Annotated in this window: 15 protein-coding genes and 1 pseudogene; 9 read left to right on the top strand and 7 right to left on the bottom strand. The window is 71.4% G+C overall.

The features are described from left to right. The 6 genes from G6R25_RS03165 to G6R25_RS03180 form a co-directional block, all read right to left on the bottom strand. A partial coding sequence (locus G6R25_RS03165) for a CoA transferase (RefSeq protein ID WP_205446828.1) occupies nucleotides 1–1024 on the bottom strand: 1024 nt, incomplete at its 3' end. After that, nucleotides 1021–2289, bottom strand: coding sequence for an acyl-CoA dehydrogenase family protein (locus tag G6R25_RS03170; protein WP_163551660.1), 1269 nt, complete (start codon nucleotides 2287–2289; stop codon nucleotides 1021–1023). The genes G6R25_RS03165 and G6R25_RS03170, both read right to left, overlap by 4 nt. A gap of 51 nt (nucleotides 2290–2340) precedes the next feature. Further along, complete coding sequence (locus tag G6R25_RS29425; protein ID WP_336500484.1) at nucleotides 2341–2823, bottom strand: acyl-CoA dehydrogenase family protein; 483 nt, start codon at nucleotides 2821–2823, stop codon at nucleotides 2341–2343. After that, nucleotides 2789–2965, bottom strand: a complete 177-nt coding sequence (locus tag G6R25_RS29430; RefSeq protein WP_336500485.1) for a hypothetical protein — start codon at nucleotides 2963–2965, stop codon at nucleotides 2789–2791. The genes G6R25_RS29425 and G6R25_RS29430 overlap by 35 nt, the downstream gene beginning before the upstream one ends. 17 nt (nucleotides 2966–2982) lie before the next feature. Continuing rightward, nucleotides 2983–3417, bottom strand: a complete 435-nt coding sequence (locus tag G6R25_RS29435) for an acyl-CoA dehydrogenase family protein (RefSeq protein ID WP_336500487.1) — start codon at nucleotides 3415–3417, stop codon at nucleotides 2983–2985. Between the two features lie 117 nt (nucleotides 3418–3534). Beyond that, nucleotides 3535–4242, bottom strand: coding sequence for a TetR/AcrR family transcriptional regulator (locus G6R25_RS03180; protein WP_136449236.1), 708 nt, complete (start codon nucleotides 4240–4242; stop codon nucleotides 3535–3537). Between the two features lie 284 nt (nucleotides 4243–4526). On the opposite strand from G6R25_RS03180, the gene G6R25_RS03185 reads away from it, so the two are divergent. From G6R25_RS03185 to G6R25_RS03215, 7 genes are all read left to right on the top strand, one after another. Beyond that, the gene (locus G6R25_RS03185) at nucleotides 4527–5672 is read left to right on the top strand and encodes a trans-sulfuration enzyme family protein (RefSeq protein WP_136449237.1); all 1146 of its coding nucleotides are present in this window, start codon (nucleotides 4527–4529) and stop codon (nucleotides 5670–5672) included. A gap of 111 nt (nucleotides 5673–5783) precedes the next feature. Beyond that, a complete protein-coding gene (locus tag G6R25_RS29275; protein WP_163551662.1) occupies nucleotides 5784–6071 on the top strand; it encodes a hypothetical protein in 288 nt (95 codons plus the stop codon). Between the two features lie 214 nt (nucleotides 6072–6285). Further along, complete coding sequence (locus tag G6R25_RS03195) at nucleotides 6286–6453, top strand: hypothetical protein (RefSeq protein ID WP_205446830.1); 168 nt, start codon at nucleotides 6286–6288, stop codon at nucleotides 6451–6453. Nucleotides 6454–6621: 168 nt separating this feature from the next. Further along, a complete protein-coding gene (locus G6R25_RS03200; RefSeq protein ID WP_163551664.1) occupies nucleotides 6622–6798 on the top strand; it encodes a hypothetical protein in 177 nt (58 codons plus the stop codon). A 69-nt stretch (nucleotides 6799–6867) separates the two neighbouring features. Then, nucleotides 6868–8382 (top strand): PP2C family protein-serine/threonine phosphatase, encoded by a 1515-nt coding sequence (locus G6R25_RS03205; RefSeq protein WP_163551666.1) that lies wholly within the window; start codon nucleotides 6868–6870, stop codon nucleotides 8380–8382. 837 nt (nucleotides 8383–9219) lie between these two features. Next, complete coding sequence (locus G6R25_RS29280) at nucleotides 9220–9633, top strand: carboxylesterase family protein (protein ID WP_272871446.1); 414 nt, start codon at nucleotides 9220–9222, stop codon at nucleotides 9631–9633. An 80-nt stretch (nucleotides 9634–9713) separates the two neighbouring features. Next, the gene (locus G6R25_RS03215; protein ID WP_163551668.1) at nucleotides 9714–10343 is read left to right on the top strand and encodes an AAA family ATPase; all 630 of its coding nucleotides are present in this window, start codon (nucleotides 9714–9716) and stop codon (nucleotides 10341–10343) included. A gap of 14 nt (nucleotides 10344–10357) precedes the next feature. Here G6R25_RS03215 and G6R25_RS03220 read toward each other — a convergent pair. Further along, nucleotides 10358–11268: pseudogene (locus G6R25_RS03220) on the bottom strand (DUF1028 domain-containing protein). Between the two features lie 113 nt (nucleotides 11269–11381). Here G6R25_RS03220 and G6R25_RS03230 point away from each other — a divergent pair. Further along, nucleotides 11382–11840 carry a Zn-ribbon domain-containing OB-fold protein gene (locus tag G6R25_RS03230; protein WP_163551674.1) on the top strand — a complete coding sequence of 153 codons (459 nt, stop codon included), beginning with the start codon at nucleotides 11382–11384 and terminating at the stop codon, nucleotides 11838–11840. Next, complete coding sequence (locus tag G6R25_RS03235) at nucleotides 11837–13003, top strand: thiolase family protein (RefSeq protein WP_163551676.1); 1167 nt, start codon at nucleotides 11837–11839, stop codon at nucleotides 13001–13003. The genes G6R25_RS03230 and G6R25_RS03235 overlap by 4 nt, the downstream gene beginning before the upstream one ends. The last annotated feature ends 16 nt before the right edge of the window (nucleotides 13004–13019 follow it).

Raw genomic sequence — 13019 nt, forward strand, 5'->3', positions numbered from 1 at the left:
GGACCTGCTCGGATTCCAGTGCTTCGTCGAGGTCAAGGACTGCGGCGGTGGGGACGCCGTGGCGTTGCCCGGCCTGTTCGAGTTCTGCTCGCAACTTGTCGGCGAAGAACCGCGCTATCGCAGGCAGGAGGGTGGGGGAGGCGAAGCGGGTGGTCAGCTTGTCGTAGGAGGGGTCGGCGAACTCCGCCGGGCGTCCCATCCACGCGAACATGGCGCGCCACTGCCGCGGGGCGAGGATGCACAGGCGGACGAACCCGTCGGCGCAGGGGATGATCGGGTACTGGTGGCGGGCCTCGGGGCGGCCCCGGGGGAGTTTGCTGGCGGGTACTCCGGCGGTGGCGCTGCCGGCGATGCCGTAGCCGGGGTCGAGCGCGGCGACCGCGCCGTCGAGGAGGGCGAAGTCGAGGTGGCCGCCCTGACCGGTGCGCAGGCGTTCGAGGTAGGCGAGGAGTACCACGAACACCGCCTGCGGCACGGCGCAGTCGTAGGGCAGGTCGCCGGGCAGCAGCGGCGCGCGGCCGGGAATGCCCGAGCGGGACAGCTCGTCGGACAAGGCGTGGAACACCGGGCTGGTGGCCTGCCAGCCGGCGTGAGGACCGGTCCGGCCGAACGGCGTTGCGGACAGGACGACGAGGGACGGGTGCTCCCGGCGGATCCCCTCGACGTCGAGCGTCGTCGCCTCCGGCGAGGTGGGCGGGGTGCTTTCCAGCAGGATGTCGGCCCCGGTCAGCAGGGCGGTGAACCTGTCCTGGTCGGCGGGCCGGGTGAGGTCGAGCGCCACGGCGCGTTTGCCGAGGTTCGCGGCGGCGAAGGCCAGCGAGACTCCCGCGACCCGGCGGCCGGAGTGACGGTCGGCGGCGCCGCCGGGTGGCTCGACGCGTAGGACGTCGGCGCCCCATTCGGCGAGGTGACGGCCGATCGCCGCCAGCGGCCCGGTGGTCAGGTCGAGGACCCGCACGCCGGACAGAGGCAGATCGAGCGGCTCGCCTGCCTCGCCTGCCTCGCCTGCCTCGACGGTGGTCAACTGAACCGCCTGGTGGCCTGGGCCTTGCGGACCTCGCGGAACGGGACGTTCTTGTCGACCTCGGGTTCCCTGGGCAGCCCCAGGACCCGCTCGCCGATGATGTTCCGCTGGATCTGGTCGGTGCCGCCGCCGATCGACGTGACGAACGCGGCGAACGAGGAGCGGTTGACCTCCGTGGCGACCGGGTCGGTAGCACCGTCGAGCACGGACGAGGCACCGAGCAGGTTCGTGGTCACGCTCACGCCGGTGTGCACGATGCGGGACATGGCGAGTTTGCCGATGGACGCCAGCGGTGACGACGCGCCGCGCCCGGCGTCCGCCCGCGCCCGCAGGCTGTTCCAGGCGTTGACCTTTTCCAGCGTGTACAGCCGGGCGATCTCCTGGCGGGTGACGGGGTCGTCGGCCTTGCCGACCTTCTTCGCCAGCTCGACGTAGTCGGCGCCGCCGATCTGCCGGGTCCACGGCGACTGCCGGTCCGCCAGGGTCGTCTCGCCCCCGCCGGCCCGCCTGCGCTGACGGGAGCTGCCGCCGGCGGCAGCCCCCATGATCAGCCGTTCGAAGCCGAGCGCGGTCTGCAGCACCCGCCAGCCGTTGTCGACCTCGCCGAGCCGGTGGGAGTCCGCCACGACGGCGTCGGTGAGGAACACCTCGTTGAACTCCGACCCGCCTGTGACCTGGTGGATCGGACGGATGTCGACCCCGGGCTGGTCCAGCGGTATCCAGAAGAACGTCAGTCCGCGGTGCTTCGGGACGTCCCAGTCGGTGCGCGCGACGAGGAAGCCGTGGGTGGCCTCGCGGGCTCCCGAGGTCCACACCTTCTGGCCGTTGACCACCCAGGAGTCGCCGTCGCGTTCGGCCCGGGTCTGCAGTGCCGCGAGGTCGGAGCCGGCGCCGGGCTCGCTGTAGAGCAGGCAGCCCTGCTGGTCACCGAGGGCCAGCGGTCGCACGAACGATTTCTTCTGCTCGTCGGTGCCGTGCGCGAGGATCGTGTTGGCGAACAGCTGCGTCACATCCAACGCGGCTGGTTTCGCGCCCACCCGGGTGAACTCCTCGGCGATCACCCGGCGCAGGTCGCGGTGCAGGCCGCGCCCGAACCACTCGATCGGCCAGGTCGGGGCCGCCCACCCCGAGTCGACGAGCCTCTCCCGCCACTGCGGGCCGCCACCGTCGGGTTGCCAGTTCTCGGCCAGCCACGCCGCCATCTGCGCGCGCACCCGCTCCGGTGACGCCTCCGCCGGCGCGTCCGCTCCTGTCGTCACGGTCATCGATGCCTCCTCGTCGTTCGCGTTCACCCGTGGTGTCGATCGCCGTTTCGATCACAGCCCGATCCGGGTGGCCAGCAGGTCACGGTGCGCGCGGGGGCTGCCCCACAGCTGCGCGCCGGACTTGGCGCGCCGGTAGTACAGGTGTGCCGGATGCTCGTAGGTGAAGGAGATTCCGCCGTGCACCTGCATGTTCGTCTGGGCCGTGGCGAAGAACGTCTCCGAGCAGAACGCCTTGGCCAACGGCGCGACCGTGGCGACCTCCGGGCTGTCCTGCGCGAGGGCCCACGCGCCGTAGTAGGCGGCCGACCGGGCGGACTCGACGTCGACGAAGGCATCGGCGCACAGGTGTTTGACCGCCTGGAAACTACCGATCGCCCGGCCGAACTGCACCCGCTCCTTGGCATACCCGACGGCCATCGCGAGCGCGAAATCAGCGCCACCGGCCTGCTCCGCGGCCACCGCGATCCGGGCGGCGTCGAGGAAGCGGTTGAACGCGGGCTCATCCGTCGGGGCCGTCAGCGGCTCCGCGGCCACGCTGTCCAGGCGCACCCGGGCGAGGCGCCTCCAGCTCGCTGCGCGACAACCCGTCCGCGGCACTGTCGACGGCGAACAACCCGACACCCGCCTCGGTGCGTGCCGCCACCACCAGAAGATCGGCGTCCAGGCCGTCGGGCACGAAGGACTTCGTGCCGGTCAGCCGCTGACCGCGGCGCAGCGCACCCCGGCCGCGTCCCAGCCGCCGCCGTCCTCGGCGAGGGCGACCGTGGCCACCACCCGTCCCTCGGCGACGGCCTCGAGGTGGCCCGCGGTCACCGCCCGGTCCCCGCCGGTCAGCGCGATCGTGGCCAGCGCCGTCGACAGGAACGGCATCGGCACCAGCCGGCGGCCGAACTCCTCCAGCACGATCGCCAGCTCGACCGGGCCGGCTCCCGCACCGCCGCACTCCTCGGGCACCACCAGACCCTGAAGTCCGAGCTCGCGGGCCATCCGTTCCCAGACGGGACGCTCCAGCGCCGACGGCGCCGCCATCAGCCGACGCACCTGCGTCTCGGGGAAGGTCTCCTCGACGAACGCCCGCACCGTCGACCGCAGGGCTTCGTGATCGTCGGTGAACTCGAACGTGCCCACGGCAGCCTCCAGACGACCGGTCGAACCCAAGTACTGACCACTGGTCAGCATCTTCGGGACGAACATTACTGACCAATGGTCAGGATGTCTAGCGGGCGGCCGCGCCGGCCCGGCTCGTCAGTCCGACGCCGGCAACCAGGCCCGCAGCCCCGCGATGATCACAGTGAGGCCGTTGTCGAAGTCGGCGTCGGTCGCGAACGTGTACGACCAGCCGCGCATCGTGACCTCATGCAGGTTCGGGAACCGGTCGAGGTCGCCGGGCAGGTTCACCGTCGACCCCGCCAGCACGTCGTCCCGGTTCGAACCCAGGAACCGCGCGAACTGGTGCTCGCTCACCAGACATCCACGTGTGTAGGTCGAGAGCAGGTGATAGGCATACCCCGCCTGCTCGGGCGTGAAGCCCGCCCGCAACAGCACCCCGAGCTGTGCGTCGATCCGCCCGTAACTGGAATCGAGCGCCTGCTGCGAACGGCCCATGGCCGCCCACTGACCCACTACCAGCTCGAACAGCGCCGGATCGGAACGCAGCACCGCACGGTAGCCCTCCCAGTAGCCGCGCAGGTGCGTCTCCCAGTCGTCGGAGTCGATCACCGGCAGGGCCTCGTTGAAGCGCCGCACCGCTCGCCCCAGCAGTGCGTCAACAAGATCGTGCCGCCGAGGGAAGTGGTAATGAACCGCGGGATGCTGCACGCCGAGGACCGCGGCAACCTTGCGGATGGTGACCTCGGCCAGGCCCGACTCGGCAGCCAGCCGCTCCGCCGCCGCCAGGATCACCTCGGCGTCGAGCGACCCCCGCGGCAACCGACCGTTCACCTGCGCCGGCACGACACCGCCTCAGCGCCACCGCGATCAGCGGCGACCGACCTCCCACAGGCACACCCGGCGATCATGCCCTCCCGCATTCGATCAGTCGACCCGAAGCACACCACCACCGGCATCGCCCAAGGCTAACCGCCTGACAGAGATCTACATCGGGGTGGGAAGTGGCTGGCGATCGCTATGCCTCGATCACGGCCACAGCGGAGCCGATGGAGGTGAAGGATTGGGCTCTCGGTTCCGGATGAGGGCAGGGGTGGGTGTCGAAGGTGGCTGGTTTCAGTACGAGGGCCGTGCATGGCGGCGCGACGGCGGATCGCGGCGATGGGCCGGTGGCGGAACCGATCGTGCAGTCCGCGACGTTCTCGGCGGCCTCGGAGGAGGAGTTCGCCCAGATCGCGCTGGAACGGCGAGGCGGCCGCTTCTACACCCGCTACGGCAACCCCAATCACGAGAAGGTCGCGGCGGTGATCGCCGACCTGGAGGCGGCGGAGACGGCGATGGTGTTCGCCTCGGGCATGGCCACCGCCACCACGACGGCCCTCGCGCTGCTCAGCTCCGGGGACCACGTCGTCGCGCAACGCAGCACCTATGCCGGGACGGCTTCGCTGGTGCTCAACGTGCTGCCACGCCTGGGCATCACGTGTACACAGGTCGACCAGACCGACCCGCGAGCCTTTGCCGACGCGTTCCGCCCGCAGACCCGGCTGGTGCTGCTGGAGACGCCGAGTAACCCGCTGCTGGAGGTCACCGACCTCCGGGCGGTCAGCGCGCTCGCCCGGTCCGCCGGCGCTCTCACCCTGGCCGACAACACCTTCGCGTCCCCCGTCAACAGTCGGCCGCTGGAGTTGGGGGTGGACCTGGTCTGGCACAGCTCCACCAAGTACCTGGGCGGGCACAGCGATCTGTCGGCCGGGGCGCTGGCCGGCTCGGCCGAGCTGCTCGACCGGATCTGGGACACCGCGCTTGTCACCGGGGCCGTGCTTGGGCCGTTCGACGCCTGGCTGCTCCTGCGCGGCATCCGGACCCTGCCGCTGCGGGTGCGTCAGCACAACGCCAACGGCGCGGCCCTGGCGACGGCGTTGGAGGCCCATCCGGCGGTGCGGGCCGTGCACTACCCCGGATTGCCCAGTCACCCGCAGCACGCGGTCGCGGCCACGCAGATGAGCGGCTACGGCGGGGTCGTCAGCCTTGAACTCGCCGGTGGCTACGCCGCCGAGCGGTTCATCAGCGGGCTGCGCCTGGCCCGCCGGGCGGCGAGCCTGGCCCTCGTGGTCCACCCCGTGGCGATGTGGGCCGGAACGCTGGAGCCTGGCCAGATCTCCAGCGCCGGCGTCAGCCCCGGTCTGGTACGTCTGGCCGCCGGCATCGAGGACACTCAGGATCTGGTCGAAGACGCCTTGCGGTCCTTGGACGCGCTGCACGAGGGCACCCCCTGAGACGTGACCGCTACGCCACCGACGACGCGCCGGACTCCATAAGGCGCGCAGCGGTTCGGTGATACTGCGAGCGACGGTGAATCGCGGGTCGAGTGAGGCGAACGGGCTCTGGTGTATGAGCTGGACGCGCCGGCGCAGTTGCCGCAGTTCCCGCTCCGGCCGCCGCGTCGCGTCGATTCCGTCCATGGTGCCCGTGCCCGTGGTCGCCGTGCCCGTGGTCGGCGCATCCAGGCCGGCGGCGAGCAGGCTGCGGGTGTAGGGGTGCTGCGGCTGGAGCAGCACTGCCGTCGTCGACCCGGACTCGACGACGGCGCCATCGTGCATCACCAGTACCCGATCGGCGCGGTCGGCGGCGACTGCGAGGTCCTGCCGGCCACGCCGTGGCCCGGCGACCTATGACCGCGGCGGCCAGCAGACGCGCGCAGAACACCTCCGACGTGAAAGCGACGTCATCGCCGCCCACCTCGACGACCCAGGCCATGACCGCCCACGCTACCGGTCCGGGCCGGCGTGACCTCGCCGCCGTCCGGGGACGATGGGACCAACGCGATACCAGAGGATGGCCCCAGCCGTGGGCGGTGGAGCCCACCCGCCGCGCGGAAGGAGCGAGACGGTGGACGATGACGCCCGGACCAGGGCCATGATCATAGAGCGTTGGCGGGCCTCCGAGCAGGGGGACAGCGCGGCCGAGCACGCCGTCTACGCGGCGAACGCGATCTTGGATTATCCGCAGTCCGGGGAACGGTTCCGCGGCCGCGCGACCATTGCGGCGCAGCAGTGAGCGCCACGGCTGCGTCACGTCCCGTTGACAGATGCTGCCTGCGGCGTGCAGGCTTGAACAGCTGGGCTATCAGCCAGTTCGGGACCGGAGTGCCGCGCCTACGCCGTGCCTCGGGAGCGGGGCCGCTCGCCGCCGGACCTCACGGTGATCTCCCTGTGGAGACACGCCATGCTTCTCCTGTCCATCGGTGTCCCGGCTGCGTCCGTGGCGCTGGTCGCCCTGCTGTCGTCGCTGCGCGTCGTCAAGCAGTCTAAAAAGGCACTGCGCCACCGGCACAGCGTCAGTGCTCCGTTCTTGCCTCCGACCCCGGAAAAGCGCCTGTTCACAGCGTCGGACGTCGCCTGAAAGCGTGAATGACGAGGCCGCCAGCGAAATCGTCGCACGAAGGTTGCGGTTCGCACGGGAAATGTCTCGATGACGGAGGAGAAGGCGATCGCAGGACCGCTCAACGGCGCGCGGAGGACGGCGACGGGCCAGGGCGAGCAGCTGCGCGAGGCGTTCGTCGCGTTGGCCGACAGTCTGGTCACCGACCACGACGTCACCGACCACGACGTTGCGGATCTGCTCCATGGTGTGGTGGCCGAGGACGAACCTCGAGGCCTGCCGGCCGTGCCAGCGCTCTTCGACGAGGCATCCTCGCCCACCACGGTGGCCGGTGCGGATGGGCCGTTCTGCCGTCTCACCGCGCTGGCGAGCTCGCTGCTGGACGTGCCGGTCGCGTTCGTCGCCTTGCCCATGGCGCCCAGCTCAGGGCGGTTGCCATGCAGCTCCGGGTCGCCACCCGGCCCGCTCGCGGACGCCTTCTGCCTGAAGGTCCTGCGCGGCGGAATGCCGCTGGAGGTCGAGGACGCGCGGACCGACCCACGGACCCGGGACAACCCGCACGTCGCCACCGCAGGCGTCAGAGCGTGGATCTGCCACCCCATGAAGGACCCGGCGGGCGAGACCCTCGGCTCGTTCTGTGTCCTGGACACGATCGCGCGTGCCTGGTCGGCCAGGGAACGCGAAACGGTCGCCGGCCTGGCGTACGCGGCGGCGGGCGAGCTCAACCTGCGGGGCGACATGGCCCGTGCGGCCTGTGACACCCAGCGGCTGAACGCGCTGACCGCGCAGACCGCAGCGCGGTCCCGCTACCTGCAGGACAGTCTGCTGCCCCCGCACCTGCCCGGCGTCCCCGGGATGCAGGTCGCCGCGCGCTACCTACCCGCCGCGGACGGGCTCGGTGTACTCGGCGACTTCTACGACCTGTTCCCCGGGCCTCGGAACATCGGCGGCCCGCGCCCACTCGCGAACAGAGGACCCCGGCCCCTCGCCCGTCGATGGCCAGGCGGGCGCGGATGGCCCAGGGGACGATGGGACGCGGTCATCGGCGACGTCTGCGGCCACGGCGTGGAGGCCGCGACGGTCACGGCGCTGGCGCGGTACACCATCCGCGCCGACGCGGTGCGCGAGATCTCCCCGGCCCGTGTCCTCGCCCGGCTCAATGCCGCGCTCCTGACCCAGCGACCCGACAGCGAGCGTTTCCTCACCGCCGCCTACGTCATGCTGTTCCCCAGGCGGGGACACGTCGACGCCCTCCTCGCCTCGGCCGGGCACACCCCCGCCCTGCTGCGGGACTCCGACGGCACGGTCCGCGCGGTCGGGCACCACGGCTTGCCGCTCGGCCTGTTCGACCGGGCCGACCTCCACGACACCCGCCTGTCCCTGAAGCCGGGCGACACCCTGCTGCTCTACACCGACGGCGTCACCGAAGCACGGCGAGGCCGCGAAGAGTACGGCGAGGAACGGCTACGCGGCCTGCTCGCCGACACGGCACACCTCGGCGCGTACGACCTCGCCCACGCCGTCGAGAAGGACGTGCTCTCGTTCACCGGCGGCCCACACCCCGATGACATCGCCGTCCTCGCCCTGCGCGTCGCCGACTACTGATCTTTAATGCGCGATGCCGGTTGATGGATCATGATGATGGCTCCACGGCCGGTCCGGTGATGGCGAAGTACCCCTCGGGCAGATCGGAACGGTGCCGGACCGGCCCGCGGACGGTTCCCGGCCGGCGCACAACCCCGCCCCCGCCCCGCCTCCGACCGGTGATCAAGGTGTTCCGCGGAACCGCGCCGCGGTCGTCACCGTCGCTGCTGCCACGTCCGCACGGTTCTATCCCGGTCGGAGTTCCGGTCCCGGTCCGGGTCGGGGCCCGAGTCCCGGTCTGGGTCCGAGCCCCGGTCCCGGTCGGGGTCGGGGTCGGGTCGACGATTACGTTCCGTGGCCGGTGAGGGAGTCGGGAGCGGGGGTGTGCGTGGGAACGGTGCTACTTGGGTCCTTCTGTAGGGACAGACCGGACGCCGAACCCACCAGAGCGACCACATAGGCGCTCTCCCACGTATCCACCCTGAACACCCCACCGCCGCCGTCACACTCCGCGGCCACCACCATGACCGCGGCCACGTGGCACGGTCATGCAGGTTCCGCGGGACCGCCCCTGACCCGGCCGCATCCCACCTCCAGCCGACGATCAAGGTGTTCCGCGGGACCGGAACCGGGACTGGGACTGGGACTGGGCAGAATCCACTCCAGTCCGACCCGGTGAATTAAAGATCAGCCTGCTGCACCGCCCGAGCGGGCGTGTGTCAGACCGCTGAAGGAGATGCCCCGTGACTCTTCTGGACCCGACCCGGACCCGGACCTACAGCGAGGTCTACTCCGCTGTCAGCCGGGACACGGACAGGTTCATCGCATCGACGCGGGGATCAGCGGGTTGCGCCGGCTATTCGACAGGCCACCGGCGGAACTGGAGACTGCCTGTACCTGAACGTCTACACCCCGCCGGACGCGACCGCCAAGCGCAACCTGCCGGTCATGGTCTACATCCCAGGCGGGGCGTTCGGCAGAACATCCGAACCTCGCTCGCGATCATCCCCTAGGCACGCTCCGCGTACCGCTCCCGCCACCGATCCAAAATCACGCCCCGTGATACCACCCTGCCCCGCGTCGGATGACGCTGTCAGTGCCCGGTGTCGGCGGACGCTCACGAGCACCGGCGACCTCGTCCGCGATGACATCGGATCCAGAAGTGCCCCTCTCCGGCCGCGAGGACCCCGAGGTCCTCAGCGCCAACCCCACACAACCCCGACCATGCGGAGCCCCACGCACTCACCCCCCTCCTTCTGTGGTGTCGCATAATGCTTCACCCTCTCCCTTCTATGGTGCGGCAGGTGCCGGAACCCCCTCCCCCCTGTGGTGCCGACAGCTAGTCTCGGCCGATGCGAGACGACGAACTGCGCCGCATCCTCGCCGACGCGAACCCCTGGTGGGCAAGTGCGGCAGCCGGCACGGACCCCACGGCGTGGACCGGCGCCCACCGCACTCTGCGCGACCGGGCCGGCCACGATCTCGGCTACCGGTCACGCGTCCTCGACGACATCGCTCACGGCCCGCCTGACGGCACCCTGACCGTGCTCACCGGGCCGCGACGGGCTGGCAAGACGGTCGTGGCCCTGGACACCGCCGCGCATCTGTGCGCCCACCCCGAGGTGGACCCACGGCAGGTGATCTACGTGTCCTGCGATGGCATGGCCGCTCGCGACCTGCGGCGGCTGATCACGCTGGGCCGCGCTCTCGCTCGCTCCGTCGACGCACCTGCCCACCGGCGACGGGTGTGGCTGCTCGATGAGATTTCCGGAATCACGGGCTGGAGCAGTGTGCTGAAGGCCGCCGCATCGCAGCCAAGTACGGCCACGGCATCCTCGCCACCAAATCCATCCTCGACCTCGACCACCCAGTCTGGGCCGTCCCTGCGCCCTTGGTCGCCAGCCTCCTTGGCTGAGGCCGGCTGGGTACTTCAGCCGGCCACTGAAGCCTCGCTGCGAAGCGACTTCGCCGGTAGCCGGTGAGGGACGTGCGCCGTTCAGTCGGACTGGTCTTCGAGGATCTGGAGTGCGGCGTGGGCGGCTGACGAATCAAGGCGCCCGGAGGCGGCCAGCCGGCGTAGGCGAAGGGCGGTGCGGGGTTCTTCCGCGGCCAGGCGGCGTAGGAAGGGCGTGGCGTCGTGCAGCCTGCCGGCCCTGGTGAGTGCGAGCGCGGCGGCGCCCACGGCGGTCAGGTCGTCGGGTGTGATCGCCAGCGCAGCCTCGATGTGGGCCAGGTCCTCATAGAGCCCGTCTGGGTTCATGGCGTGGAGGAGATGCTGGAAGGACCGGTGCAGCTCCCACAGCCTGCGTAGCTCTCCGACCGGGTCGCGGGCGTCGTCGACACGCAGATCGACCTCGCCGCTGACCGGACGCCCGCTTTGCGTCTCGCCCGACGACATGGCCGGGTCAACGACCCGCAGCGTGACGGACTGGCGGCCGCGTAGATCGCCGCCCATCTCGTCCGCCGCCAGTGCGGCGACCAACCGCGCGGGGAACGGCTGCGCCGACGAGGCGTCGTAGACCGCGATGGTGCGCCTGGCGACTTCGGGATGTTCCATGAGGTTTGCCGCGACGCAGACGTTCTTGCGCCGGGCGGCGCTGACCTCGGCTTCTACCCGCGGCCCTGACACGACCGCGGCCCCGCCGTCGGCTGCCACGATCCCAAGCTGGGCTGCATCTGCCCCGGGCAACCTGCCTATCATGGCGGCCACGTCGTCCGCTGACAGACCCGCATGTAACGCGTCGAGCCCAGTTCCCCCCATCGCCGCGGCGCCCCCGCCTGCACCGCCACAGCGCCCACTCCTGGACGCAGGTGAGGGACTCCCGCGCCCACGGCAAGGACGCGGCTCGCGGTCGCGACTCCCAGCCGCCCGGTCTCGGGGTCACGCGCCACGATCGAGACCGTCACCTGTACGACCCTAACGGTCGATGCCGCAATGCCTCTGCGGGGCGTAGACTGCGCCCGAGTTATATGCTCGACCCGCGAGTCGAGAAAAAGTTGCCGGGCGGTTGGGGGTCAGGATGGCTCGGATCAATCACGACACCGTGGAGCTGTGGCAGGGGTGGCAGCGGCGGGAACTGCGCGTCGACCGGTGCAAGGACTGCGGCACCTGGGTCTTCCCGCCGCGGCCGTTCTGCCCCGGCTGCTGGTCGGACGCCCTGGTGGGGACCACGCTCGGTGGGTCGGGACGGCTGGTGTCGTACTCCCTGCCCCGCGTCGCGCCCGCGTCGCCGCCGGTGGTCAGCGGGGTCGTGGCACTGGCGGAGGCGCCGGGCGTCCGGCTGCTGGCCCGCATCGTGGGGATCGAGCCGGAGCGGGTCACGCTCGGGATGCCGCTGGCGCTCGGCTGGTGGGAGGACGCCGGCGGCGTGTATCCGCAGTTCGGGCCGGTCGACGCCGACCCGGCCCGGCCCCCCGGCGCTGCGGACGGCGTCGAGGGTGGCGCCGCGGACGGCGGTACGGGGGAGGCGGGGGCATGAGCGAGCGGGAACGGGCCGCGATCGTGGGGATCGGGTGGTCGGAGCTGGCGCGGGACAGTGGCGTGGGGCCGGGCAGCCTCGTCGCCCGAGCCGCCCGGGCGGCGGTCCTCGACAGCGGGATCGCGCGGGACGCCATCGACGGGGTCGTCGGCGTCTACGGCACGGACTCGCCGACGCTGTGGCCCGGGTACGTCGTCGACGCGCTGGGATTACCCGACGTCCGCTGGTGGGACACGGCGCAGCCGCCGTCGGTCACGGCGCAGCCGCCGTCGGTCACGGCGCTGTCGACGGCGGCGAACGCGGTGCTGACCGGCAACTGCGACTACGCGCTGTGCTACCACGGCAAGTACCGGTGGGCGAACACCTCGGTCGTCGGCCGCGGTGACCCGCTGGGCCAGGCCCCGGCGCACGAGTTCGACCCCGGCCTTGACCATGCGCTGGTCGAACACGGCGGTTCGATGCTGTGGGCCGCGCGGGTCATGCGCGAGCACATGACGCTGCACGACAGTACCCGGGAGGACTTCGCCCGGATCTCCGTCAACAACAGGACGAACGCCGCCCGCAACCCCCGGGCGGTCTTCCGCGCCCCGATGGTCGACGATCCCATGTGCCTGCTCGACATGGACGCGCCGATCGACGGCGCGCTCGCCGTCGTGGTCACCACCGAGCGCCGCGCCCGCGACCTGCCGCACCCGCCCGTGCTCGTCGAGGCGTTCGGCAGCGCGCTGCCGGCGCGCAACGACGGGCTGCTGTGGCCCGAGGCGGACGGGATCGCCGCCCGCCGGGCCGTCGGCAACCTGTTCGCCCGCAGCGACCTGACCCCCGCCGACGTCGACCTCGCCTACCCGTACGGCGGGTTCACGATCCTCGCCATGCTGTGGCTGGAGGCCCTGTACACCGGGCCAGGGGAGGGCCCGGCGCTGCTGCGCGAGTCGTGGTCCGACGGTGAGCAGCGGCTGCGGCTGTTCGGTCGGGTACCGGTGTGCACTCACGGGGGCAACCTGAGCGAGGGCCGCGCCACGCAGGGGTTCGGCTCCGTGATCGAGGCGGTGCAGCAGCTATGCGGCGACGCGGGGGAGCGCCAGGTCGACGCCGCCCGCAGCGCCGTGATCACCGGGGGCATGGCGGGCACGAACCGCTCGACGATCCTCGTCGTCGGCTGAGCGCCGAGCCGCGACC

The organism is Candidatus Frankia alpina, from assembly GCF_902806485.1.
GTDB lineage: Bacteria > Actinomycetota > Actinomycetes > Frankiales > Frankiaceae > Frankia > Frankia alpina.